We start from the raw sequence: 24,199 nt of genomic DNA, 5'->3' as shown, positions 1-24,199 counted from the left end.
GATGGGGCGGGGCCACCACAGCACAGCTCAGAAGTGGGTCCACCCGGGCGGACCGTCGTACTCCGCACCGTCCACGGTGACACCGGAGCCTTCCTCGACGCGGCCGATCACGGTCCAGCCGGGGGGTAGGGCGCTGTCGGTGGGGAAGGTCGCAAGCAGGGCGTGGTCGTCCCCGCCGCCGAGGACGAACTGCAGCGGGTCGGCGCCGAGGGCGGCGGCCACCGCGTGGAGCGGCCCGGGGATCTCCAGGGCGGCGCTGTCGAGGGCCAAAGCGACGCCGGACTCCTCGGCTAGATGGCCGGCGTCGGCGACCAGCCCGTCGGAGACGTCGATCATCGCTGTCGCGCCGGCGTCGGCGGCAACCGGCCCGGCGTCGTACGGCGGCTCTGGGCGGCGGTAGGCCTCCACCAGCGCGCGGGGCGAGCGGAAGCCGCGGCCGAGCACGGCCAGCCCGCCAGCTGCCCAGCCCTGCCGACCGCACAAGGCCACCACATCGCCGGGAGTGGCTCCGGAGCGGACCACCGGCTCGACCGTGCACACGCCCAGCACCGTCACTGAGATCACCACCTCCGACGCGGCGGACAGGTCACCTCCGACCACGCTGGCGCCGACCGACTGGGCCTCCTCGGCGAAGCCCGTGGCGAACTCGACGGCCCACCCAGCCGGCAGCTCCGGCGGCGCCGCCAACCCGATGGTGAGCCAGGCAGCCCGGCCACCCATCGCGTTGACGTCGGACAGGTTCTGAGCGGCAGCGCGATGCCCGATGTCGGCGGCCGAAGCCCAGTCACGGCGGAAGTGCCGGCCCTCCACCATCAGGTCGGTCGACACCACGACGTGCCCGGTGCGCACTCGGAGCACCGCTGCGTCGTCACCCGGGCCGATCAGCACGCTCTCGCTCTGGTCGAACAACGGGGTCAGCGAGCCGATCAGAGCGAACTCGCCGACCTCGCCGATGGTGGCATCGGGCTGAAAGGGCATGGCCCCATCCCATCAGAAGCGGGGGGTGGTCCTGGCACGTCTGCCGACCCGCGTGGCGGGCACGGTAGGTTGGGGCCGGACGTGCCGCCGAGTTCGAGGAGCCACCATGGTCGTGCAGGCCTACATCCTGATCCAGACCGATGTCGGCAAGGCTGCCGAGGTCGCCAAGGAGATCGCCCAGGTCAAGGGTGTCACCCTCGCGGAGGACGTGACCGGCCCCTACGACGTGATCGTCCGCGCCGAGGCCCGCAACGTCGACGAGCTCGGCAAGCTCGTGGTCGCCAAGGTGCAGACCCTGGAGGGCATCACCCGCACCCTGACCTGCCCCGTTGTGCACATCTGACGGCTCCGTCCCTCCAGCTTCGCGGCGCCTCGGGTCCATCCGGACCCGAGGCGCTGTTGCACTGACTGCGGTCCTCGCCATGGCGACGGTGTCCGGATGCGGCTCCGACGAGGTGGCCCTCCCCTCCCCCAGCCCCGCGAACCCCGCCCAGGAGCAGCGCTGCCGCGACCTCATCGACGCGCTGCCGAAGACAGTCGCTGACCAACCGAGCCGCGCCGTCGATCCCCCCGACGCGCTGGGCGCGGCGTGGGGAGACCCGGCGATCACCTTGACGTGTGGCGATCGGATGCCCACGGAGTTCGACCGCTTCTCGGCCTGCCAGGTTGTCGACAACGTGGCCTGGTTCGTGCCAGACCAGCAGTTGTACGACGACGATCGGGACGCCGAGCTGGCGACGGTGGGGCGGCGGCCGGTAGTCCGCGTGCACCTGCCTGCGACGTATCGACCCGACGGCCTCGCCGCCGTCATGGTCGACCTCGCCCCCGCGGTCACCCAGCACCTGCGGCTGGTCAAGCGGTGTCGGTGACGACACCACGGCAGAGGCGTCAGCGCAACCCGGTGCCGCGAGCGAGCGCGAGCCGGATCAGCCGATCGACCAGACTGGGATAGTCCAAGCCCGTGGCCGCCCACATCCGGGGGAACATCGAGGTCGGGGTGAAGCCGGGCATGGTGTTGATCTCGTTGATCACCAAGTCGCCGTCGGGCATCACGAAGAAGTCCACCCTGGCCAGTCCTTCGCAGTCGACGGCCTCGAAGGCTCGGGCGGCGAGCTCCTGCATGCGCGCCGTCGACTCGGCGTCGAGATCGGCGGGGACGTCGAGCTCGGTGTGCTCCTCGGGGAGATACTTGGCGGCGAAGTCGTAGAACTCGTGGTCGCCGCCGATCCGGATCTCTGCGGGCACACTGGTCTCCGGTGGGCCGTCGAAGGCCTGCAGCACACCGCACTCGACCTCCCGCGCGCCGACCGCCGCCACTTCGATGAGCACCTTGGGATCGTGTTGCCGGGCCTCGTGGATCGCCGACGCGACCTCGCTGGCGTCGTGGATCTTGGAGATGCCGAGGCTGGAGCCGGCGCGCGCGGGCTTGGCGAAGAGTGGGAAGCCGAGCGCCTCGATGCGTGCCCGGCAGCCCTCTGGGTCGGTCCGCCAGGCACGCTCGGTGATGGTCACCGACGGCATCACCGGAAGCCCCGCCGCCGCGAGCACCACCTTCATGAACGCCTTGTCCATGCTGACGGCCGAGGCGAGCACGCCCGCACCCACATAGCGCACCCCGGCCATCTCGAACATCCCCTGGATGGTGCCGTCCTCACCCCACGGGCCGTGCAGCAGCGGGAACACCACATCGACCTCACCCAGCGTCCGCGGCGGCTGCGCGGGCTCCGACACCACCAGGTCGGTGCCGTGGACATCGCGGGACAGGGAGATGGCTGCCCGATCGCCGTCGACGTGCGGGAGCCGGTCGGCGCTCTCGATGCGCAGTCGGTCGGTGTCGGCGGACTCCAACACCCACCGACCGTCGGTGGCGATGCCGATCGGGACGACGTCGTACCTGCTCCGGTCGATGGCCGCCAGCACGCTCCCGGCAGTCACACAGGAGATCGCGTGCTCCCCTGACCGGCCCCCGAAAACGACTGCGACCCGTGGCTTGCGGTCGCCTGCTGGCCGGTGTTCGTCGCTCATCGCCGCCGACCCTACCCTGGGCAGCATGCCCGCCCACGCCGCCTCGCTGTCCCCTGCCACCGTCGCTGTGACCGTCGGTCGACCCGAGATGTCGCCCGATGCTCCGCTCAACGAGCCGATCGTGATGGCGTCGACCTACGTCGCTGGTGGCGACCGGGAGTACGGCCGCTACACCAACCCCACCTGGGTCGCCTTCGAAGACGCCCTCGGTGCCCTCGAGGGCGGCCGCTGCCTGACCTTCGCCTCCGGGCTGGCGGCCTGTGCCGCCGTGCTCGACCTGGTCGGCCAGGGCAACACGGTGGTCGCACCACGGCACTCCTACAACGGCGTGATCGGGCAGCTTGGTGACCTGGAGGCGCGCAGGCGCGGCAATGCCGTCCTGGTGGACGTCACCGACACCGCGGCCGTCGTCGCGGCTGCCGAGGACGCGGCGCTGGTCTGGTTGGAGTCGCCCACCAATCCCGCCCTCGAGATTGCCGATCTGCCGGCGATCATCGCCGGCGCCCACGAAGCCGGCGCACGGGTGGTCGTGGACAACACCTTCGCCACCCCGCTGCTGCAACGACCGCTCGACCTCGGCGCCGACCTGGTGGTGCACTCGGCGACGAAGTACCTCGCCGGTCACAGCGACGTGCTGATGGGCGCTGTGCTGACTCGCGACGAGGAGGTGTACGCCGCAGTCAAGGGCCGCCGTGACCTGATCGGTGGCATCCCGGGCTCCATGGAGGCCTGGCTGGCGCTGCGTGGTCTGCGCACGCTGCATCTGCGCGTCGAGCGCGCCCAGACCAACGCTCAGGAGCTGGTCCGCCGACTGACCGGTCACCGCGCGATCGAGGAGGTCCGCTACCCCGGCTTCGGCGGAATCATCTCGATCGTGCTGTCGGGCGGTGCCCTCGCCGGGGACCCGCTCACGCATGCCACCCACCTATGGGTGCATGCGACCTCCCTCGGCGGCGTCGAGTCGACCTTCGAGCGCCGCCGGCGCTGGGCGGTCGAGCCCGCCACCATCCCCGAAGGACTGGTCCGGATGAGCGTGGGCATCGAGGACGTCGAAGACCTCTGGGCCGACCTCTCCCAGGCGCTCGACCAGCTCTGACAACGACGAAGAGGAGTGAGTCAGAGATCCCGCCAGTAGGGGGCTGGTCAGTCGGTCTCTGCCTTGGTGTCGCGAGACAGCATCGCGTCGATCAGGTCCGGGGCGGTGAGCTTCCCGGCGATGACGGCGTCCACGGCCTCGGCGATGGGGGCGTCGATGCCGTGCTTTCGGGCGAGGGCGAGCAGCGAGGAGCTGGACTTGGCGCCCTCGGCGACCTGGCGGGTAGAGGCGTAGATCTCCTCGGTGGTCATCCCCTGGCCGAGATGCTCACCGAAGGTCCGGTTGCGCGAGAGCGGTGACGAGCAGGTGGCGACCAGGTCGCCGAGGCCCGCCAACCCCATCAGCGTCAGCGGATTCGCACCGAGTTTGGTGGCCAGCCGCGCGGTCTCGGCGAGACCGCGGGTGATGACCGAGGCGGTGGAGTTGTCGCCGTACCCGAGTCCGACCGCCATCCCGACGGCCAGCGCAACGACGTTCTTGTAGGCGCCACCCAGCTCGCAACCGACGACGTCGACCGAGCTGTAGGGCCGGAACGCCGGAGAATGCACGACACCTTGCAGGTGCCTGGCGACCTCCTCGTCCGCACACGCGACGACGGAGGCGGCCGGCTCGCGTCTGGCGATCTCGCGGGACAGGTTGGGTCCGCTGACCACGGCGATCCGCTCGGGACCGGCACCGGTCACCTCGGCGATGACCTCGCTCATCCGCTTCAGCGTGCCCAGCTCGACGCCCTTCATCAACGAGACGAGGACGGCGTCGGAGGGCAGCACCGGCGCCCACTCGACCAGGTTTCCGCGCAGGGTCTGCGACGGCACCGCAAGCACGACGACCTCCGCGTCCGCAACGGCCTGCTCGGAGTCGTGGGTGGCCGTGATGGCAGACGGGAAGCTCGACACCTGGGAGGTAGTCAGGATTCTCCGCCCGCTCGTTGATGGACTCGCACACCTCGGGTCGGCGGCCCCAGATGGTGACCTCGTTGCCACCGTCGGCGAGCACGATGGAGAAGGCCGTCCCCCACGAGCCTGCGCCGAACACCGCCACCTTGGTCATGCCGACCGTCCCTTCTTGGTCCCATCGTTCTGGGGGTTGCCCGTCTTGTGCGGGTTGCCCGTCTGCGAGACACCGGCTCGGCGCGGGTCGAAGCGCTCGGCCGGAGGCTCCTCGCCTCTGATGTCAGCGACGAGGGCAGTGATGGCATCCATGATCCGCGCGGTGGCCCGGTTGACCACGGCCGCCGTGCGCGGCTGTTCGGCGATCAGGTCGCTGAGGTCGACCGGGTCGCCAGCCTTCATGGTGATGTGCTTGCGCGGCACCAGTTGCGGCTTCTTCGCATAGGGCCGCAAGATCTCCTGTGCCCCCCACTGTCCGACCGGGATCACCGGACAGCCGGTCTCCAACGCGATCCGCGCGGCCCCGGACTTGCCGGTCATCGGCCACAGCTCAGGGTCTCGGGTGAGGGTGCCCTCGGGATAGACGACGACGCACTCACCCGCCCTCACCGCGGCCACAGCAGCGTCGAACGCGCCAGCAGCGTTGGCGCTCAGCCGCTCGACGGGGATCTGGCCGGCGGCTCGCAGGAAGCCGCCCAGTGCCTTGTTCTTGAACACGCCGGCCTTGGCGAGGTAGCGCGGGATGCGGCCGTGGTCGTAGACGAAGTGCGCCATGAGCAGGGGGTCGATGTGCGAGACGTGGTTGCACACCACGACGCAGCCACCGGTCGCCGGGATCTTGGTGCCGTCGACCCAGGTCCGTGACGCCACCGCCAGCAGCGGCGGCTTGAGGGTGGGCACGGCAATGTTCCAGGCCCAGCCCCGCTTCTGCGACAGTTTGCGAACCGTCACCTCACCCTCCTACGACGTCGATGCCGGACGGGAGCAGGCTACCGGTCCCGTCCTCGCGCTCGGTTCCACCAACGCACGAGGCCACCGTCCGCGGGGGACGGTGGCCTCAGCGGCGTGCGAGTCGGCTAGGCCTTCTTCGCCGCGGTCTTCTTGGCGGCGGTCTTCTTGGCCGGTGCCTTCTTCGCCGGTGCCTTCTTCGCCGGTGCCTTCTTTGCCGCGGTCTTCTTGGCAGGGGCCTTCTTGGCTGTCGTGGTCTTCTTCGCAGCAGCCTTGGCCGGAGCAGCCTTCTTGGTCGTGGCCTTCTTCGCCGGCGCCTTCTTGGCTGTCGTGGTCTTCTTCGCAGCAGCCTTGGCCGGAGCAGCCTTCTTGGTCGTGGCCTTCTTCGCGGTGGCCTTGGCCGGTGCGGCCTTCTTGGTGGTGGTGGCCTTCTTGGCCGGAGCAGCCTTGGTCGCGGCGGCCTTGGCCGGAGCAGCCTTCTTGGCGGCGGGCTTGGGGGTGACCAGCTTCGGCAGCTTCTTGGCTCCAGAGATGACGTTCTTCAGGTCAGCGCCCGGAGTGAACTTCGGCACCGCCTTCTTCTTCGCCCTGATCCTGGCGCCAGTCTGCGGGTTGCGCACCATGCGGGACTCACGGATGCGCTTCTCAAACGACCCGAATCCGGTGATCGCGACCTTCTCGCCCTTGGCCACCTCGCGGGTGATCGTGTCGAGCACGGCGTCCAGCGCGTGTGCCGCCGCCTTGCGGTTTCCTTCGAATCGCCCGGCGAGCGAATCGATGAACTGTGACTTGTTCACGAGGTTTCCTTCCGATGAACGTGGTCGTCGGGCCTGTGCCCGACGGGTCAGGACTAGACGCTAGACAACCCCATCGCCACCTTGGAAGTCACACGCCGCAAGAGAACAAGGGAAAAACAAGGGATTTGCGGGCGTCTTCGTCACAACGTAGCGGGTTTGTACGACGGTCGGTGGCTCTCGAAGGCCGCGATCTCGTCCTCATGGGAGAGCGTGATGCCGATGTCGTCGAGGCCTTCGAGCAGCCGCCAGCGGGTGTAGTCATCGATGTCGAAGGAGTCCTCGAGGGCGAACTCGCCCTCTCCCGCGCGCACGGTGCGCGACTCGAGGTCGACGGTGATCGTGCTGCCTGGCGCGGACTCCACGATCTCCCAGAGTCGCTGCACGACCTTCTCGTCGACCTGGGCGGCGAGCAGGCCGGCCTTGCCGGAGTTGCCGCGGAAGATGTCGGCGAAGCGGGGCGAGATCACCACCCGGAAGCCATAGTTCTGCAGGGCCCACACGGCATGCTCACGCGACGAGCCGGTGCCGAAGTCGGGGCCTGCGACGAGCACCGAGCCGGCGGCGTACTCCGGCTTGTTCAAGACGAACTCCGGATCGTTGCGCCACGCTGCGAACAGTCCGTCCTCGAAGCCGGTGCGGGTCACCCGCTTGAGATAGACCGCGGGGATGATCTGGTCGGTGTCGACGTTGCTGCGTCGCAGCGGGACACCAACACCGGTGTGAGTGGTGAACGGCTCCATGCTCAGACTCCTACGGGCTCGAGGTCGGCGGGCTCGAGGTCGGCGGGCGACGACAAGGTGCCGCGCACGGCCGTGGCCGCGGCCACGGGGACCGAGACCAGGTGGGTGCGGCCGCCCTTGCCCTGGCGGCCCTCGAAGTTGCGGTTTGATGTCGAGGCGCTGCGCTCTCCTGGCGTGAGCTGGTCGGGGTTCATGCCCAGGCACATGGAGCAACCGGCGCCTCGCCACTCGGCACCGGCAGCCGTGAAGACCTGGTCGAGGCCCTCGGCCTCGGCCTGCATCCGCACGCGCACCGAGCCCGGCACGACCAGCAACCGAGTGTCGTCGGCGACGTGTCGACCCTCGAGGATCGAGGCCGCCAGCCGGAGATCCTCGATCCGACCGTTGGTGCATGAGCCGACGAAGACCGTGTCGACCTTGATATCGCGCATCGGGGTGCCGGCGGACAGGCCCATGTAGTGGAGGGCCTTCTCCGCGGCGATCTGGTCGGACTCCTCCTCGAAACTGGCCGGCTCGGGGACGCTCGCACCCAACGGCACGCCCTGACCGGGGTTGGTCCCCCAGGTCACGAACGGCGTCATCGTCGAGGCGTCGAGCACGATCTCGGCGTCGAAGGTCGCATCGGCGTCGGTGGCCAAGCTCTTCCAGTGCCCGACGGCCGCGTCCCAGTCCGCGCCCTGGGGTGCCGCCGGCTTGCCGGCGATGTAGTCGAAGGTCGTCTGGTCGGGCGCGATCAGACCCGCCTTGGCGCCCCACTCGATCGACATGTTGCACACGGTCATCCGGCCCTCCATGGAGAGCTCCTCGATCGCCTGGCCGCGATACTCCACGACGTACCCCTGCCCACCGCCGGTGCCGGTGTGGGCGATCAGGGTCAGCACCAGGTCCTTGGCGGTCACGCCGCGGGGCAGGCTGCCGTTGACGGTCACTGCCATCGTCTTCGGTCGTGCCTGGGGCAGTGTCTGAGTGGCCAGGACGTGCTCCACCTCGGAGGTGCCGATGCCGAAGGCGAGGGCGCCGAAGGCGCCGTGCGTGGAGGTGTGGGAGTCGCCGCACACGATGGTCATGCCCGGCTGAGTCAGGCCCAGTTGTGGCCCGACCACGTGGACGATGCCCTGCTCGACGTCACCCAGCGGGTGCAGGCGCACCCCGAACTCCGCGGCGTTCTTGCGCAGCGTCTCCACCTGGGTGCGGCTCACCGGGTCGGCGATCGGGCGGTCCCAGTCGACGGTCGGGACGTTGTGGTCCTCGGTGGCCAGGGTCAGATCGGGCCGGCGCACCTGACGGCCTGACAGCCGGAGGCCGTCGAAGGCTTGTGGCGAGGTCACCTCGTGGATGAGGTGGAGGTCGATGTAGAGAAGGTCCGGCTCACCCGGTGCCGTGCGGACGATGTGTTCGTCCCATACCTTCTCGGCCAGGGTCTTTCCCATGCCGTCCTCCTCAGCTGCTGCCTGATGAGCCGCCTTGGTGAGCGTGCCTCGTGGGCGCCGCCCACGGCCCACAGTCGAGTGTAACTTGCATCCCATGATCTGAGACGGCAGTATTGCCATATGGACAACTCCAGCGGTGTCGGCGTCCTCGACAAGGCTGCCCTCGTTCTCTCGGCACTCGAGGCTGGCCCGGCGACGCTCGCGGGGCTGGTGGCAGGCACCGGCCTGGCCCGACCCACCGCCCATCGGCTGGCGGTCGCGCTGGAACATCACCGCCTGGTCGCGCGCGACATGCAGGGCCGCTTCGTGCTCGGCCCCCGATTGGCCGAGCTCTCAGCCGCGGCCGGTGAGGATCGCCTGTTGGCCACCGCCGGGCCCGTGCTGGCGCGCCTGCGCGATATCACCGGGGAGTCCTCCCAGCTGTGGCGTCGCCAGGGCGACCACCGGGTGTGCGTGGCCGCGGCCGAGCGTCCTTCCGGTCTGCGCGACACCATTCCGGTCGGCTCGCAGCTGACCATGCGGGCCGGCTCCGCCGCCCAGGTGCTGCTCGCCTGGGAGGACCCGGAGCGGATGCACCGCGGCCTGCAGAACGCCGCCTTCTCCGCAGCCGCCCTGTCGGGCATCCGCCGTCGGGGCTGGGCGCAGAGCATCGGCGAGCGCGAGCAGGGCGTCGCCTCGGTCTCTGCCCCCGTGCGGTCACCCGGCGGCAAGGTGATCGCCGCAGTCTCCGTCTCCGGTCCGCTCGAGCGGCTCTCCCGGCAACCCGGTCGGATGCACGCACCTGCCGTGCTGGCCGCCGCCGAGCGCCTCTCGGAGTCCCTGCGTCGCGCCGCCGCCGAATAGCCCCGCCGGACGTCGTAGGACCTGGTCGCCCGAGCGACCGATGGTGTTGCCCTAGTGCCCTGTCGCAACCAATTCACGGTCTACCGCGACCCCCAGGCACGCACCTCGCCGCGTTGCCGTCGCTCGCAAGACAACAGCGGTAGGCTTCGCTCCGGCGCCTTGCGATGCACGCGCCTGGACGCCGCCCTCTCCCGCCCTTTGGCCGCGACAAGGCACTAGTTCTCCGGGTTGACGGCCTCGGCGATCCGGGCCAAGGCATCCTCGCCCACGTCACGGCGGACGTACCAGGTCCAGTAGGGGGTGACGTCGACCGATACATAGTCGCGATGGATCAGCTCGTCGACTACCGCGTCGTCGAACTGTGTCCCCACCGCGATGGCGGTCGGTGCCAGGTCCGCGACGGCATGCTCATAGCCGGCCAGGCCACCGGGGTAGGTGCGGTCGAGGTGGTCGTGCATCGAGCGGCTGAAGATCTGATAGGGCGTGGGGTTGTCACGACCCGAGAGGACCAGCACCTGGGGCGCGTTGACGGACAGCACGGTCGCCCCCGGCGGCAGTGCGCCGATCAGTGCGGCGACCTCGACGCGCTGATCGTCGAGGTGGTCGAGGTCGTGGTCGTGCAGCCCGAGAGAGTACGCCGTCCCGGTGGCGATCCCGGCAACACACACGACTGCGCTCACGATCACCCGGAGCCGACGACTCAGGCGATCGGTGACCACCTGCACCAACGCGGCCGCGCCCAGGGCTGCGAACGGCAGCACCACGAAGAGGTCGGGCGCACCGTTGACGACGAGGACGGTCCACCCGACGGCCCCGGCGCCGGCGGCCGAGCAGACGACCAGGCCGACCCGGCGAGCGGTTGCCTGGGGGCTCTCGAGGTTGGAGCCCCGACGGCGAGCAGCGAGGAAGCCGCGCACGAACAAGGTGAGCAGCCCGGCGAGTGCGACGATCAACGAGGCGTGGTAGCCGCGCCACATCATCTGCCAGATCCGCGATCCGTCGTCGAACATCGAGGGCTGCTGGGCATCGCGCACGTTGAAGACGATGAAGCCGCTGACCGCCTCCGCCAATGCGCCTTGAGCGGCGAAGTAGGCGACCACGACGGCGCTGGGGACCAGCCCACCCAGCAGGTAGCGGCCTGCCGCGCGGAGCCGCGCCCGCTCGGTGAGCAGGATCCCAACGACAGCAGCCACCGCGGCCGGCGCCAAAGCGGGCTGCCAGATCAGCGTTGTCAAGGCGGTGAAGCAACCCGCCCACCACCAACGCCTCCCCAGGACGCAGAGGAGGGCGGCGACCAGGAAAGCCACCATCGCGGTCTTCTCGCGCGGTCCTCCCGTAGCCAGGGCCGTGAACGTGCCGAACGTGAGGAACACCCCGAACGCCACCACTCCGGCAGCCGTCGAGCGCAGCGCCGCGCGCGCCAGCGCGAAGACGAGCGCGCCACACGCCGCGGAGATGACGGCGAAGGAGATCCTGACGGCGAGCACCGGGTCGGCGCCGAACCGGTCCCCCACCCAGATGATCATCGCCGGCACGCCGTCGCTCAGCGGGCCGACGGAGTTGAAGATCGCGACGTACGGCGGGATGCCGCGGGCCGCGTGCTCGCCGCCGTACAAGAAGACGGCTGGATCACGCGAGAGGCCGGCCTCGAAGCCCTGCAGCAGATAGATGGCCAGTGCGGTGAAACCGGCAAGCACGGGCGCGATCAGCCCTCCAGCCCGCGTTGACGCCGCCTCCCCCGTGCTTGCCACCCTGCCAGCCTGCCGCACGGGTGGCTGAGCATCCCGTCTGGGCTAGACGAGCTGGTCACACCTCCTGATCAGAAGAGCGCGTCCTGCTCGACCTCCAGCAACGTCTGCTTGCGTTCGATGCCGCCGGCATAGCCGGTCAGGGTGCCGTCCGCACCGATCACCCGATGGCACGGGATCACGATCGGGATGGGGTTCTGGCCATTGGCGTGGCCCACCGCGCGGGAGGCGGCGTTGGTCAGCCCGAGACGGCGGGCCAGCTCGCCATAGCTGGTCGTCTCGCCGTAGGGGATGCGGATCAGCTCCTTCCAGACCCGCTGCTGGAACTCGGTGCCGACCGGCGCCAGGGGCAGATCGAAGTCACGCCGCTCGCGAGCGAAGTAGGACCTCAGCTGCGCGGTGGCCTCCACCAACACCGGGTGATCGTCGTCTTGCTGCCCACGAGGTCGGCCGTCGGTCTCGCGGAACGGCGAGAACTCGATCGCGCTGACCGCGCCATGGTGCTCGACGATCCGCAGATCGCCGACGGGTGAGCCGATCACGGTCCACATGTCACTTCTCCTCCGGGTCGGACAGGTCCTCTGGGGCAGACAGGGTCTGCCACAGATGCAGCTGGGCATAGGAGCGCCAGGGGCGCCAGCGCTCGCTGAGAGTGGCGGCGCCGTCAGGGTCGTGACCGAGTCGACGCAGCGCGGTCTTGAGACCGAGATCGGTCGGCAAGAAGACATCGGGGTCGCCTAGCGCTCTCAGGGCGATGTAGTCGGCCGTCCAAGGACCGATGCCGGGGACCGCGAGCAGTTGGCTCCGCACCATCGACCGATCTGCGCCCCGGTCGAGCGCGAGCTCACCGTTGGTCAGCGCGGACGCCAGCGCGATGAGCGCCCGACCCCGAGCACGCGGCATCGGCAGATCGGTCGGGTCGAGCTCGGCGAGTCGACCCGGTGCCGGGAAGAGATGGGTGAGGCCGCCAACCGGTTCAGGCAGGGGTCGGCCGTGGGTGGCCACGAGTCGCGCCACGATGGTGCGGGCACCCGCGACACTGACCTGTTGGCCGAGGATCGCTCGCACCGCGATCTCGGGTCCGTCCACGTGACCGGGCACCCGAAGCCCCGGGTGGCGGCGGCAGTCGACCCGAAGGATCGGGTCGTCACCGAGAGCATCGTCGACCGCGATCGGGTCGCAGTCGGCATCCAGCAGGCGCCGGACGCGTTCCACGGCGGCTGCGGTGTCTCGCAGATCGGCGAGACGGAACGTCGCCGGCACCAACGCGACCTCGCCGACCCGGTCGTCGTCGTGCAGCTCGATGCGGACGGTGCCGGGTCCGTGGGGCAGGTCGAGGGTGCGGGCGTACCACTGCTCGCCCACCTCCTCGATGCCTGGAACCGCGCGGGGTGCGAGGAAGCCCCAGAGGGCTCTTCCGGCGAACGGCGTCCGCAGAGCTAGGCGCATGACGAGCTCTCCGTGGTGGCCGCGACGACCGCCGCGCCCGCGCAGCTCGGTCGGCGTGGCGGCGTACACCTCGCGCACGGTGTCGTTGAACTGGCGGACGCTGGCGAAGCCGGCCGCGAAGGCGATGTCGGTGAAGCCCATGTCGGTGGTCTCGATCAACACCCGCGCCGTCTGTGCGCGGCGGGCTCGGGCCAACGCGAGTGGACCGGCGCCGAGCTCCTGGCTCAACAGGCGGGTCAGGTGCCGCGGGGTGTAGCCGATCGCTCGGGCGAGGCCGTCCACGCCGTCGCGGTCCACGACGCCGTCGGCGATCAGCCGCATCGCACGGCCGGCGACATCGGCGGCGACGTCCCAGTCCGGGCTGCCGGGCGTGGCGTCGGGCAGACAGCGCCTGCAGGCACGAAAGCCGGCCGTCTGAGCGGCTGCAGCGGTCGGGAAGAAGCTGACGTTGTGCTGCGCCGGAGTCCGCGCGGGACATGAGGGTCGGCAGTAGATCCCCGTGGTGTGTACGGCGGTGTAGAACACACCGTCGAAACGCCTGTCCCGCGACTTCACGGCGCGGTAGCAGGACTCTCGGTCGAGTCGCTCCATGGTGGTGGCCACGGCTTCATCCTGCCGGACCCCACCGACTGAAACTAGCGGGAAACAGACACGGCGGTCGGCCTTGCTCTCGCCGGCCTCAGCTTCATTGGTCGACCACCGATCACGGCCGCTTGATCACCGAGCCGTCGCAGCGGAGAGACACGAACTTGCTCTCGGAAAACTCATTGGTCGCAATGGCCACGAGACACTCATTGTCGCCGTTCGGATCCGGCGCACGCAGGACGGCGTACCACGTGGTCGGGTCCTCGACACCCGCCTTCGCTCGCCTCACTCCGTCGGCCAGGATGGTGCCGTCGATCTGGTCGGCGGCGAACCGCTCGTCGTGGGAGGTTCCCGAGCCGCCGAAGTCACTCCAGTCGCCGTCGAAATACCAACTGTGCTTCCGCTGTGAGGTGCGGTCTACGGGAACGTCGACGACGGCGTACCCGGGGTAGACAACGAGCGAGAACGCCTCCCGAGAGCCGGTCTTCTCCTCCAACGCATCGAGGAAGATGTCGTAGCCCTCAGGGGTCAGCAGACTGACCTGGGGGCCCAGCCCCATCGGGCCCTTGGCGACACCATCGCGGCCACGGGTGGCCCGCAAGACCGGAAGGGCGACGGTGACCACGACGAAGACCAGAACGACGAGACCACCGATCACCGCCCACAGCCTGGACCGCGGGCGCGCGGCCGCAGCGGGGTTCGGTGACGACTTCCGCGCCGACGACGCCTTCCCGTACGGCGGCGGTGGAGGTGGCGTCGTCGTCTCACCGGTGACGGCTTCGACGACGTCGGTGACCTTCTCCTCGGGATCGCGGCGCAGGTCGGCGACCAGCATCTGCACTTCGCCCACGGTGACGGCCCGCAGCAGCCGGTCGACCCGCAACTCGTAGTCCGGCTGGGTGATCTGGCCGTCGGCGTAGGCCGCTTCGACGACTTCGATGGCGGCGTCCCGGTCCGCGTTCTTGGCCTTCTTCTGCGGGTCGATCACAGGGGAAGACTAGAGGCTGGCCTGCGTTGTCACTCCGGAATCGGCGGGCCGACCACTTCGAGTCCGTAGCGCGGTCCGACCTCGACCCACTTCGGAATCTCCACCTCCGGTGACACTGCGTCGGCACCAGGGAGGCGGAGCTCGGTTGCCGGCAGACCCACCTCGTCGTACAAGTTGAGCAGGCCGCCTGGCACCGTCAGTGCCAAGAACCGCGCCGGGTCGTCGCCACGGATGCGGAAGGCGTGGGGCAGGGCCGGGGGCAGATACATGAAGCAACCGGGCTCGAGGTGGAACATCTCGTCGCCGGCGCGATAGTCCATCACGCCGGCGAGCATGAAGAACGCCTCGGCCTCCTTGGTGTGGCGGTGCAGCGGGGTCGCGACGCCGGGTGGCTGGGTCACCATCGCGACACCGAGGTCATCGGCGGTTTCGTGCGCCTCGACGAGGTGCTCGAAGAGCGACTGCATCGCCCAGGTGCCACGCCCGCTCCCGACCGCCCGCATCACCGCGCGGCGGGTCCCTTCCTCGCTGACCGCTTCACTCATCACGACACCCATATTTCATCCGAAGATGCTTCTGATGAAATGTAGACTAGGGACCATGCCCCGACAGGTCAAGACCCGTGCCTACGACGGAAGTCGCCGCAAGGCAGCGGCGGCACAGACCCGGCAACGGATCCTCGATGCGGCGCGGGAGCTGTTCCTCGCTCGCGGCTACGACCAGACGTCGGTCGCCGACATCGCCGAACACGCGGGCACGTCGATCGACACTGTCTACGCGACCGTCGGCCGCAAGGCACAGTTACTGCTCGCCGTGCACGACATGGAGCTGGCTGCCGCCCCGCAGCCGGTGCCCGCGCAGCAGCGGGACTACGTGCAACACGTCCATGCCGCGACCACCGGTGCCGAGATGATCCGCCGCTATGCAGCCGCCATGGCCGAGCGGCTGCCCCGCACGGTGCCGCTGATGGAGGCGCTTCGCGCTGCCGGGGCGAAGGATCCAGCGTGCGCGGCGACGTACCACTCCCTATCCCAGCGGCGACTGGCGAACATGCGACTCTTCGCGGCGGACCTCCGCTCGACCGGGGACCTGCGCGACGACCTTGGCGACGACGAGGTCGCGCGCGTGATCTGGTCGATGAACTCCCCCGACTACTTCCGCCTGCTCGCCGACGCCGGCTGCACGCCGGAGGAGTACGCCGCCCTGGTCGGCGACGTCTGGACCCGCACCCTGCTGACCCGAGTGAGGGCCTGAGCACCACCACGACGAGACGCCCGAGTCGGCGACAGGTGTATCGGGCGGAACCTCTGGCGACTCCTCTCATCTCGGTGGGATGATCCGAGCGCGGGGCGTAGGACAGGGGTGTCAGTGTGAGGCTGTTCCGACACTTGACGGCGCGCCTGCGCAGGCCGCTCTCCGTCCCGTTGTTCTACCGCTTCGGGTTCCACTTCCGCCGCATCACGCAGGGCGTCGACAGCGGCTTCTACGTGCGGCTGCTCTGTTGGCTGGCGGGGATCGTCGTCGCCGCCGCCGCACTGATCGTCACGCTTGCCGAGGCACCCGACTACCGCGCCCGCGACCTGAGCGGGAAGTACGCGGACACCTTCTACTGGGGCGTCACGACCGTGATGGGTGCCGGTGACGCGTCGTACGTCACGACCCCGGTCGGGTACGTCGTCAGCTGGCTGCTCGTGCTCTTCGGCGTCGCCATCGTCGCCGCCGTCACCGGGGCCCTGGTGGGCTTCGTCATCGACTTCATGCTCAAGGAGGGACAAGGGATGGGCGCAGCCGGTTATCGCGACCATGTGGTCGTCTGCGGGTGGAACCCCACCGCGCGCGAGCTGATCGCGGAGCTCACCTCGGACGAGTACGACGCCAAGGTCGTCCTCATCCACGACTCCGACAAGAACCCGGCCGGCCACGGCGTCTACTTCGTCAACGGCGACATCACGAACGCCGACGACCTGCGCCGGGCCGGCATCGAGGAGGCCATGTCGGCGGTGGTCTGCCCGCTGGACAACAGCAACGAGGCCGACATGAAGTCGATCCTGTGCGTGCTCGCGATCGAGTCCATCGCTCCGCAGGTGCGCACCGTGGCCGAGGTCAACAACCCCGCCCACGTCGACCATTTCAAGCGCGCCGACGTGGACGAGGTGCTGGTCACCTCCCGCATGGCGTCCCGCCTGTTGGCACGGACCTCGCTCTACTCCGGCCTCTCCGAGCTCGTCACCGACATCGTGTCCGGCGGCCAAGGCTCCGAGCTCTACCGCATCGGTCTGCCCGACGACTACACCGAGCTCACCGTCGACCAGCTGTCCGCCAAGCTGCGCGCCGACCACACCGCCACGCTGCTGGCCATCGCCCGCAACAGCGTCACGGTGGTGAACCCTCCGCCGGACTACGAGCTCCTGGCGGGCGACGACGCCGTGGTGGTCGCCGAGTCGCTCCGCGCTCTGCACCCCCTCACCGCCCGCGAGATCGAGGCCATCCCCCACCCCGGAGACGGCGAGGACCTCGTCACGCCCCAAGGCGTCTGAACCCCGCATCCACCTGGTCCCGCCGTAGGAGCTACATCTTGGTCGACGGTGCGAAGCGGTAGCCGATGCCGGGCTCGGTGACGAACAGGGTCGGGTTGGCGGGGTCCGCTTCAAACTTGCGGCGGATGCTGGCGAGGTGAACGCGGAGGTAGTTGGTCTGGCGGTCGTACCCGGGTCCCCACACCTGGCGGAGGAGGTCGGTCTGGCGGACGAGGCGACATCGCGGCCGCCACCCGCGATCTTGACGCGAACTTAGCGGCGCTTGACGCGCTCTTGCCGGCCCGGCGGCGCCTCTCGTGTCGGACCGATCAGATCAGCGTGAGGACGAGAGCGAGAGAGACACCACCAGCGACGAGCGTCGAGAAGGTTGCCAGCCCGAATGCCGCCCATGGGAGCGGCCACATGTCCTTGATCATGAAGCCGACGCCCAGGCCGAACATCCCGGCGGCGAGGAGCAGGGTCGTCGCCTGGCTGGCGAGGTCGAGCGCCGTGCCGGGGAGGAGTCCGGTCGACCGGAGAGCGACCGCCGCCACAAAGGCGATCACGAACCACGGCACGAGCGGCATCCGGGTGCCGTCTTCACGCCGGGCACCACGCGCCGCGATCGCGTAGACAGGCGCCAGGAGCATCACTCGCCCGAGCTTCACGGTGGTGGCCACCGCAAGAGCACCTCCACCTAGGAGCGATGCCGCAGCCACGACCTGGGCGACCTCATGAATGCTGGCGCCGGCCCAGACTGCCGCTTGATCGTTCGTCAGGTTGAGAGGTCCGGAGAACCAAGGAACGAGCGCGATCATCGCGGATCCGAAGAGCGTCACCATGGCAACGGCCAGCGCCACGTCCTTCTCGCGCGCGCTGACCGCATCGTCGATGGCGGCGATGGCAGCCGCCCCACAGATCGAGAAGCCGGCAGCAAGGAGCGTCACGAATCTGGGATCGAGCGCCATGCGCTTCCCGACGGTCTTGGTGACCGAGTAGGTGACGAAGACAGTGGCGAGGATGATCGCGAGACCGGGCAGGCCGATCCGCAGGACGTCGCCGAAGGGCAGCCGCAACCCCAGCAGAACGACACCGAGCCTCAGCATCAGCTTGGCCACGTGCTCCTGCCCTGCAGGCAAGCGGTCCGCAACGAACGAGATGTTGGCGACCGTCGCACCGAGCAACAAGGCAATGAGGAGCGGCCCGAGGAGAGGTATCCATGTGCTGATCGCAAGCGCCACGACAGCGGCGAGCAGCGGGGGTGCGATGCGCACGACGCGGTCAGGGGTGACGGTCTTGATCGCGGTCATGCCCCCACGATCTGGGTGGATGGCCCTTGCCAGTAGACGCCAAAGTGAGCATGGGATATTACTCTGCGTTATGACTCCGGACATCGACCTCGACACCCTGCGGCTCTTGGTCGCGGTGGAGCGGCTCGGGAGCCTCAATAGGGCGTCCGCTGAGCTGGGCGTCACGCAGCCGGCCGCAAGCAAGCGAATCAGGCACTTCGAGGCCCGTTGGCGTCTTGCAATTCTCCATCGCTCGGCGCGAGGGTCGACGCTCACCACCGACGGTGCGGCGGTCACGGCATGGGCTCGCGAGGTCCTTCACTCCGTTGACACCATGGGGGCGAGCCTGGCCGCGTTGAGCACGGAGCGTCGGGCAGGCCTGGCCGTCGCCGCGAGCCTGACGATCGCCGAACACGTCCTACCGCGATGGCTCGGGGAGCTCCATGCCCGCCACCCGGAGATCGCCCCGATGCTGAAGGTGGTGAACAGCGAGCAGGTGCTGGCCGAGGTCAAGGCCGGCACGGTGGACGTTGGTTTCATCGAGTCGGCGGGATTCCCGATCGATGTGGCGTACAACGTCGTCGGCCGTGATCGACTCGCCGTCGTGGTGTCGCCAAGGCATCCATGGGCGAGGCGCGGCACTCCGGTGCGGCGGGCCGAGCTTGAGCGAACCCGGTGGGTGCTGCGGGAGCCGGGAAGCGGAACCCGCAGCACCTTCGAGGTCGCCTTGCGGCGGGAGCCGAAGGTCGCGATGGAGGGCACATCGACCGCCGCGTTGGTCGGCGCGGCCGTCGCGGGGGTGGGTCCGGCGGTTGTCTCCGCTCGGTCGGTCGGCAGTGAGCTCGAGACCGGTCGGCTCCGTGAGGTCGACACCGAGCTCGACCTGCTGCGCCCGCTGACCGCCGTCTGGCGGCGTCAGCAGCGAATGACCGAGCCAGCGGCGGAACTGCTGCGCATCGCCGCCGAGGCGTCTCGCCGCCCGTAGCTCGATCGAGGACACTTGACCCATGGTTCGTGAGAACGAGATCCGCTCCGGCGAGGTAGCCGTCCCGGCACCACCCCCGACGGACGCGGGTCTCGTGTTCATCGGATCGATCCGGACCCCGTGGACCTCCCGCCTCGAGACCCCTCGGCAGGGGCGCACCGACGGTCCGGTGTGTCGGATCGAGGTCTTCGATCCCTGGGTCGACGCGCTCGACGGACTCGAGGCGTTCGAACGCGTCGAGGTCCTCTACTGGCTCCACCTGTCCCGGCGTGACCTGGTCCGTCAGAGCCCCCGCAACGACGGCACCACCCGAGGGACCTTCTCGCTTCGCTCACCGGTCCGCCCGAACCCCATCGGGACGTCGATCGCCGCCCTCGACCGGATCGAGGACGGCATCGCCTACGTCCGCGGACTCGACTGCCTCGACGCCACTCCCCTGCTCGACCTGAAGCCCGCAAGGGATCTGTTCACCCCTATCGCGCCACCGCAGCCCGGCGACTTCCAGATCGGGTAGAGCATCCGACCTACTACCTACGCAAGATCATCGAGAAGCGCTTCAGTTCCTGACCTCGCCGTGAGAGGTCATCGGGGCATGGATACCAAGTGGTGCCACCGAGCCGATCTTCCAACCGGGCAGCCCATCATTCGCCCACTCCCTCGTCTCGGCTCAGGTCGCTCGCCCGATGCTCGACCCGCGTCAGCCCGGCGATGGACGCCGCCCGGAAAGCAGCCCGCAAACGCCGCGAGAACCCCGCAGTCGAGAGTAGACGTTGACCTTCTTGCGGCCCCCACGCGGCCCCAGCCCCTCCGAAGACTCTCCCAGCCGGCGAAACTGAGTGCCCACGCAACTGCGTCTCCGCAGGTCATAGGGGTCGTCCGTGTTTGGTACCCCCGACCGGATTCGAACCGGCGCTACCGCCTTGAGAGTTCGATCGATGGGCTGTGGATGCTCGTTGAAAGTTGACGAACGCGCAGGCCAGCGCGGGTTCTGACTGTTGATTACTGTTGGCCGAGCCGAGTAGTTCTCGGTCGTCCCGCGGCCCCGGTGCGGCCCGCCATGCGGATGGCGTCTTCCCGCAGTCGCCAAGCGAGACGATGGGGGAGACGGTCCAAACACCCAGCCTGAACGAATGGCCCACGCTCAACTGCGGTCACATGGATTCGTCGAAGTTCTTCGGCTCGGCGAGAATGAACTGGCCGCGGGCGCTGTTGGTCATCGAGTAGGGCAGCGCTCGTTTCGGGTACTCCTCGCAGGTCGCACTCGCCGGCTCGCAGACGAAGCTGCGCACCCCTGGATCGGACGCTTCGTCGTTGGCGCCCGAGACCACGAGTCGCGAGTCTGGGGTCCATTCCACGCTGGCCACGAACCAGCCTTGGGGCAGTGGCAGCTCGACGGGCTTCATCTCTGGGAGCGTCAGCACCGCGAAGTCGTCGCGATCGTCGAAGGTGATCCACCTAGCGTCCGGGCTGATCCGCCCCCACCCGTTGTGAATTCGACCCAGCGCGAAGATCTGGGTCTGCCCCGACATCACCCGGTAGCCGCCTTCCTCGTTCATCAGCCCGACGAACCCGTCTCGCGCGGTGTCCACGTGGTCGCCCGGGCGGGTGATCGGCTGCGGGGTCGGCTCTCCGCCGACGGTCCACTGCATCGTGCCTGTCTTGGCGGTGTAGTAGGCCGTGTCACCGTTGCTGAACCACAAGAAGTCCGCCGGTCCCGGCGACACGGGCTGGGTTGTCACCGTCTTGCGCGAGTCGGTGTCGTAAGCGGTGATCTGGTGGTCCGCGGTCATCCAGAACAGCCAGGGACTGGTCGGATCGGCCACTGGCAGGCCATCGACGTCGTTGGCCACTCGGAACCAGTCACCATCTTCGGTCAGCAACCAAAGCTCGTGTTTGCCATCGATCGGGCCGAGCAGGAACACGCCCGCGCTCTCGGTGGAGGTCGTGCCCAGCTGCCTGGTGATCCGGTATCCGTGGTCATCAAGCTGAGACCTCACCTCGACCTGGTGCCCCCCAAAGCCGAGCCAGAACGAAGAGTCATCGAGCTCAGTAGGCAGCGCATAGGCGATCCCCACCTCGTCCCAAGCGCTGTCGGACTGACGAGAACGGTCTGCCCGAGACGACGCGGCCTCGTCACTACAGCCGGCCAGAGAGGAGGCAAGACAGCCCGCAAGCATGGCGATGACTCCCCATCTCACCATGCTGCATCTCCCTATCGCACTGCCTTCGCCCCGCACTCTCGACGTTTATCGCATCGACGGCGTCGATACGCGAGTGGCTATTGCGGTTCCTGACTCGGTTGCTCGGCAAGTCTAGGTAGTTGGGGTCGTCGAGGGGTCCAAGCCGAGCGAATGGCCGGACGCAATTCGGAGGACCAGTTAGGAATCAAGATACGCATCAGTTCTCTCGTCGGGCGGCACTGCGTGCTGGGCGGACGGAGTGAAGATCATGGCAACCACTGCCGCGATCAGCACCAGGATTGCGGTCGCGGTGAAGGCGTGCTGATATCCGGTCACGACGGCGTGGAGCATGTTGGCACTGTCGGATCGTTCGCTGGCCTTGACCGCAACGGTGGTGAGAGCTGCCATCCCCGCCGGCGCTGACGTCAAGGTCGTTCAGCAAATGCTCGGCCACGCCTCCGCCGGCATGACACTCGACGTCTACGGCCACCTATTCCAAGACCGCCTCGACGAGGTCGCCACCGCCCTGGACGTCGCCCGCGAAGCAGCCCGCAAACGCCGCGAGAACCAGTAACCCGCGGCCGGCGCTGGCCTCGTCTCGGCACCGTCATGTGGCACCATGCGCGTGGTACCCTTGAGTCACTGGGTTGGCTGAGATGTCTAGACCCACATGGTGGCGGGGGAAGTCCCCCGCCATTCCCTTTTCTGAGGGGGATCGTGGCCGAACTCAGCATCTTCATTGACGAGTCCGGCCACTTCGATTCAGCCCACACGGGCTACTACGTCCTCTCCTTGGTGCTCCACGAGCAGCGGCACAGCATCGCCGAGGACGTCGCCGTCCTCGACGCAGCGTTGACAGACCTAGGCTTTGCTGGCGGCCACGTCGTTCACTCCGGAGCCGCCATCCGTGGCGAAGAGGGTTACCGCGGCATGGACATCGCCACGCGTAAGGCGATCTTCACTCGCTTCCACGGCTTCGCACGCCGAGTCAATGTCACCTACCAGCACTTCGTCTTCAAGAAGAAGGAGTTCGCTGACGCCCTGAAGCTCGAAGGCGCTCTGGCTCGGCAGTTGGCGCTGTTCCTCCGCGACAACGCCGAGCACTTCCTGTCCTTCGACAAGGTGATCGCCTACTACGACAACGGCCAGACCGAGGTGACACGAACATTGAACGCGGTGTTCAACGCCTTCTTCTTCGATGTCGACTTCCGCAACGTCAAGCCGATGGACTACCGGCTCTTCCAGGCAGCAGACCTGTTCTGCACACTGGAACTGCTCCGAGCCAAGGCCGAGGACAACGCACTATCTCGGTCGGACCTGTACTTCTTCCGGACCAAGCAGACACTGCAGAAGGACTACCTACGCAAGATCATCGAGAAGCGCTTCAGTTCCTGACCTCGCCGTGAGAGGTCATCGGGGCATGGATACCAAGTGGTGCCACCGAGCCGATCTTCCAACCGGGCAGCCCATCATTCGCCCACTCCCTCGTCTCGGCTCAGGTCGCTCGCCCGATGCTCGGCCCGCGTCAGCCCGGCGATGGACGCCGCCCGGAAGGCAGCCCGCAAACGCCGCGAGAACCCTGCGGTCGAGAGTAGACGTTGATCTTCTTGCGGCCCCCACGCGGCCCCAGCCCCTCCGAAGACTCTCCCAGCCGGCGAAACTGAGTGCCCCCGGAAGTTTGTCTCTGCAGGTCAGAGGGGTCTTCGGTGTCTGGTACCCCCGACCGGATTCGAACCGGCGCTACCGCCTTGAGAGGGCGGCGTGCTAGGCCGCTACACAACGGGGGCTAGCTCACGAGCAACAGCGCGAGACTCTACCGAAGCGCCGACCCTGGGGCCAAATCCCGGCCCCGGGCAGGATGGGCGTCGGGGCGGCCATCGATGAGGTCATCGGTCGGACCGGTCCATCCTTCTAGCACCGGACAAGGCCGGACCGCCGAGCATCGAGGAGCAAGCACATGTCACTCACCCGGATCCACAACCTCGCCATCTCCCTCGATGGGTTCACCACCGGTGAACCACAGACCCTCGAGACGCCGTTCGGCCATGCCGGCGAGCGACTACACCAGTGGATGTTCGCCACCCGGTTCTGGAACGAGACGGTTGGCAAGCCCGGAGGCTCGGAGGGCGCCGACCACGCCTTCGCGGTGCGTCACGGCCAGGGTTTCGGCGCCGAGATCATGGGTGCCAACAAGTTCGGACCACCCGGCTGGCAGGACGACCCGGCCTGGCAAGGCTGGTGGGGGCCGAATCCGCCCTTCCACACGCCGACCTTCGTGCTCACCCACCGACCACGCCCGCCGCTCGTAATGGAGGGCGGCACGACGTTCCACTTCCTCGACACCAGCCCCGCCGAGGCGCTCGAGATCGCCCGCGAGGCCGCCGACGGTCAGGACGTGCGGGTCGGCGGCGGTGCGAGCGTCGTACGCGAATTCCTGAGCGCCGGCCTCGTCGACCGCATGCATCTGGTCCAGGTGCCGATCGTGCTCGGTCGCGGTGTCCGCGTCTGGGACGGTTTGGAGGCGCTCGAGGAGACGTACGACGTCGAGGCGGTCTCCACACCCAGTGGCGTGACCCACCTGAGCTTCACGCGGAAAGTCCCTGCATAGCGCTGCGAAGAATGCGCCGAAACGAATGGCTGGGGTACTAGGACTCGAACCTAGACTAACTGGACCAGAACCAGTCGTGCTGCCAATTACACCATACCCCAGGG

25 protein-coding genes, 2 tRNA genes and 2 pseudogenes are annotated in these 24,199 nt (G+C 68.5%); 11 read left to right on the top strand and 18 right to left on the bottom strand.

What is annotated here, in order from left to right:
• Positions 1–27: 27 nt before the first annotated feature.
• Positions 28–978 (bottom strand): thiamine-phosphate kinase, encoded by a 951-nt coding sequence (locus QM714_RS01225; protein WP_415096820.1) that lies wholly within the window; start codon positions 976–978, stop codon positions 28–30.
• Between the two features lie 106 nt (positions 979–1,084).
• Here QM714_RS01225 and QM714_RS01220 point away from each other — a divergent pair, with 106 nt between their 5' ends.
• Both QM714_RS01220 and QM714_RS01215 read left to right on the top strand, forming a co-directional pair.
• Positions 1,085–1,321, top strand: coding sequence for an Lrp/AsnC family transcriptional regulator (locus tag QM714_RS01220; RefSeq protein WP_415096818.1), 237 nt, complete (start codon positions 1,085–1,087; stop codon positions 1,319–1,321).
• Positions 1,308–1,847, top strand: a complete 540-nt coding sequence (locus QM714_RS01215) for a DUF3515 domain-containing protein (protein ID WP_415096817.1) — start codon at positions 1,308–1,310, stop codon at positions 1,845–1,847. The genes QM714_RS01220 and QM714_RS01215 overlap by 14 nt, the downstream gene beginning before the upstream one ends.
• Positions 1,848–1,866: 19 nt before the next feature.
• On the opposite strand, the gene QM714_RS01210 is transcribed toward QM714_RS01215, so the two are convergent.
• Positions 1,867–3,003: a D-alanine--D-alanine ligase family protein gene (locus tag QM714_RS01210; RefSeq protein ID WP_415096815.1), complete on the bottom strand. Its 1,137-nt coding sequence runs from the start codon at positions 3,001–3,003 to the stop codon at positions 1,867–1,869.
• 25 nt (positions 3,004–3,028) lie between these two features.
• On the opposite strand from QM714_RS01210, the gene QM714_RS01205 reads away from it, so the two are divergent.
• Positions 3,029–4,099, top strand: a complete 1,071-nt coding sequence (locus QM714_RS01205; RefSeq protein ID WP_415096813.1) for a trans-sulfuration enzyme family protein — start codon at positions 3,029–3,031, stop codon at positions 4,097–4,099.
• 47 nt (positions 4,100–4,146) lie between these two features.
• Here the strand turns inward: QM714_RS01205 and QM714_RS01200 are convergent.
• From QM714_RS01200 to leuC, 5 genes and pseudogenes are all read right to left on the bottom strand, one after another.
• Positions 4,147–5,149 (bottom strand): annotated as a pseudogene (locus QM714_RS01200) (NAD(P)H-dependent glycerol-3-phosphate dehydrogenase).
• Positions 5,146–5,940 carry a lysophospholipid acyltransferase family protein gene (locus QM714_RS01195; RefSeq protein WP_415096811.1) on the bottom strand — a complete coding sequence of 265 codons (795 nt, stop codon included), beginning with the start codon at positions 5,938–5,940 and terminating at the stop codon, positions 5,146–5,148. The pseudogene QM714_RS01200 and the gene QM714_RS01195 overlap by 4 nt, the downstream one beginning before the upstream one ends.
• A gap of 125 nt (positions 5,941–6,065) precedes the next feature.
• On the bottom strand, positions 6,066–6,734 hold the full coding sequence (locus QM714_RS01190; RefSeq protein ID WP_415096809.1) for an HU family DNA-binding protein: 669 nt from the start codon (positions 6,732–6,734) through the stop codon (positions 6,066–6,068).
• A 140-nt stretch (positions 6,735–6,874) separates the two neighbouring features.
• Positions 6,875–7,474, bottom strand: coding sequence for a 3-isopropylmalate dehydratase small subunit (gene leuD, locus QM714_RS01185; RefSeq protein ID WP_415096807.1), 600 nt, complete (start codon positions 7,472–7,474; stop codon positions 6,875–6,877).
• Positions 7,475–7,476: 2 nt separating this feature from the next.
• A complete protein-coding gene (gene leuC, locus QM714_RS01180; protein ID WP_415096805.1) occupies positions 7,477–8,904 on the bottom strand; it encodes a 3-isopropylmalate dehydratase large subunit in 1,428 nt (475 codons plus the stop codon).
• Between the two features lie 120 nt (positions 8,905–9,024).
• Between leuC and QM714_RS01175 the strand changes: the two genes are divergently transcribed.
• Positions 9,025–9,747: an IclR family transcriptional regulator gene (locus QM714_RS01175; protein WP_415096803.1), complete on the top strand. Its 723-nt coding sequence runs from the start codon at positions 9,025–9,027 to the stop codon at positions 9,745–9,747.
• 215 nt (positions 9,748–9,962) lie between these two features.
• Here the strand turns inward: QM714_RS01175 and QM714_RS01170 are convergent, their stop codons facing one another.
• The 5 genes from QM714_RS01170 to QM714_RS01150 all read right to left on the bottom strand — a co-directional run bounded on the left by QM714_RS01170 (position 9,963) and on the right by QM714_RS01150 (position 15,062).
• Positions 9,963–11,498 (bottom strand): hypothetical protein, encoded by a 1,536-nt coding sequence (locus tag QM714_RS01170; RefSeq protein ID WP_415096801.1) that lies wholly within the window; start codon positions 11,496–11,498, stop codon positions 9,963–9,965.
• Positions 11,499–11,566: 68 nt separating this feature from the next.
• On the bottom strand, positions 11,567–12,046 hold the full coding sequence (locus QM714_RS01165; protein WP_415096799.1) for a methylated-DNA--[protein]-cysteine S-methyltransferase: 480 nt from the start codon (positions 12,044–12,046) through the stop codon (positions 11,567–11,569).
• 1 nt (position 12,047) lies between these two features.
• The gene (locus QM714_RS01160) at positions 12,048–13,547 is read right to left on the bottom strand and encodes an AlkA N-terminal domain-containing protein (RefSeq protein WP_415096797.1); all 1,500 of its coding nucleotides are present in this window, start codon (positions 13,545–13,547) and stop codon (positions 12,048–12,050) included.
• Positions 13,548–13,647: 100 nt separating this feature from the next.
• Complete coding sequence (locus QM714_RS01155; RefSeq protein WP_415096795.1) at positions 13,648–14,517, bottom strand: DUF1707 SHOCT-like domain-containing protein; 870 nt, start codon at positions 14,515–14,517, stop codon at positions 13,648–13,650.
• A 29-nt stretch (positions 14,518–14,546) separates the two neighbouring features.
• Positions 14,547–15,062 carry a cupin domain-containing protein gene (locus QM714_RS01150; RefSeq protein ID WP_415096793.1) on the bottom strand — a complete coding sequence of 172 codons (516 nt, stop codon included), beginning with the start codon at positions 15,060–15,062 and terminating at the stop codon, positions 14,547–14,549.
• Positions 15,063–15,117: 55 nt separating this feature from the next.
• Between QM714_RS01150 and QM714_RS01145 the strand changes: the two genes are divergently transcribed.
• Together QM714_RS01145 and QM714_RS01140 are read left to right on the top strand one after the other, a co-directional pair.
• Entirely contained in the window at positions 15,118–15,771 is a 654-nt protein-coding gene (locus QM714_RS01145) for a TetR/AcrR family transcriptional regulator (RefSeq protein WP_415096791.1), read from the top strand.
• A 116-nt stretch (positions 15,772–15,887) separates the two neighbouring features.
• Positions 15,888–17,054 (top strand): potassium channel family protein, encoded by a 1,167-nt coding sequence (locus tag QM714_RS01140; protein WP_415096789.1) that lies wholly within the window; start codon positions 15,888–15,890, stop codon positions 17,052–17,054.
• 31 nt (positions 17,055–17,085) lie between these two features.
• On the opposite strand, the pseudogene QM714_RS01135 reads toward QM714_RS01140, so the two are convergent.
• Positions 17,086–17,259 (bottom strand): annotated as a pseudogene (locus QM714_RS01135) (winged helix-turn-helix domain-containing protein); the annotation flags it as partial.
• Positions 17,260–17,362: 103 nt separating this feature from the next.
• Complete coding sequence (locus QM714_RS01130) at positions 17,363–18,343, bottom strand: YeiH family protein (RefSeq protein ID WP_415096787.1); 981 nt, start codon at positions 18,341–18,343, stop codon at positions 17,363–17,365.
• A 70-nt stretch (positions 18,344–18,413) separates the two neighbouring features.
• Here QM714_RS01130 and QM714_RS01125 point away from each other — a divergent pair, with 70 nt between their 5' ends.
• The gene (locus QM714_RS01125; RefSeq protein WP_415096785.1) at positions 18,414–19,307 is read left to right on the top strand and encodes a LysR family transcriptional regulator; all 894 of its coding nucleotides are present in this window, start codon (positions 18,414–18,416) and stop codon (positions 19,305–19,307) included.
• Positions 19,308–19,329: 22 nt separating this feature from the next.
• Positions 19,330–19,821, top strand: a complete 492-nt coding sequence (gene tsaA / locus QM714_RS01120) for a tRNA (N6-threonylcarbamoyladenosine(37)-N6)-methyltransferase TrmO (RefSeq protein WP_415096783.1) — start codon at positions 19,330–19,332, stop codon at positions 19,819–19,821.
• A gap of 637 nt (positions 19,822–20,458) precedes the next feature.
• Here the strand turns inward: tsaA and QM714_RS01115 are convergent.
• Positions 20,459–21,304 (bottom strand): hypothetical protein, encoded by an 846-nt coding sequence (locus QM714_RS01115; protein ID WP_415096781.1) that lies wholly within the window; start codon positions 21,302–21,304, stop codon positions 20,459–20,461.
• A 381-nt stretch (positions 21,305–21,685) separates the two neighbouring features.
• Positions 21,686–21,838 (bottom strand): hypothetical protein, encoded by a 153-nt coding sequence (locus tag QM714_RS01110; protein ID WP_415096779.1) that lies wholly within the window; start codon positions 21,836–21,838, stop codon positions 21,686–21,688.
• On the opposite strand from QM714_RS01110, the gene QM714_RS01105 reads away from it, so the two are divergent.
• Positions 21,837–22,061, top strand: coding sequence for a hypothetical protein (locus QM714_RS01105; protein WP_415096777.1), 225 nt, complete (start codon positions 21,837–21,839; stop codon positions 22,059–22,061). The genes QM714_RS01110 and QM714_RS01105 overlap by 2 nt on opposite strands.
• Positions 22,062–22,204: 143 nt before the next feature.
• Positions 22,205–22,882, top strand: a complete 678-nt coding sequence (locus QM714_RS01100; protein ID WP_415096775.1) for a DUF3800 domain-containing protein — start codon at positions 22,205–22,207, stop codon at positions 22,880–22,882.
• A gap of 316 nt (positions 22,883–23,198) precedes the next feature.
• Here QM714_RS01100 and QM714_RS01095 read toward each other — a convergent pair.
• Positions 23,199–23,274, bottom strand: a tRNA-Glu gene (locus tag QM714_RS01095).
• A gap of 170 nt (positions 23,275–23,444) precedes the next feature.
• Here QM714_RS01095 and QM714_RS01090 point away from each other — a divergent pair.
• Entirely contained in the window at positions 23,445–24,095 is a 651-nt protein-coding gene (locus QM714_RS01090) for a dihydrofolate reductase family protein (RefSeq protein WP_415096773.1), read from the top strand.
• A gap of 26 nt (positions 24,096–24,121) precedes the next feature.
• On the opposite strand, the gene QM714_RS01085 is transcribed toward QM714_RS01090, so the two are convergent.
• Positions 24,122–24,196: transfer RNA gene (locus QM714_RS01085), tRNA-Gln, on the bottom strand.
• Positions 24,197–24,199: the final 3 nt, after the last annotated feature.

This window comes from Nocardioides sp., assembly GCF_047602075.1.
Classification (GTDB): domain Bacteria; phylum Actinomycetota; class Actinomycetes; order Propionibacteriales; family Nocardioidaceae; genus Nocardioides.
The sequence above is the reverse complement of the archived record's forward strand: the minus strand, read 5'-3'. Positions and strand labels throughout refer to the sequence as shown.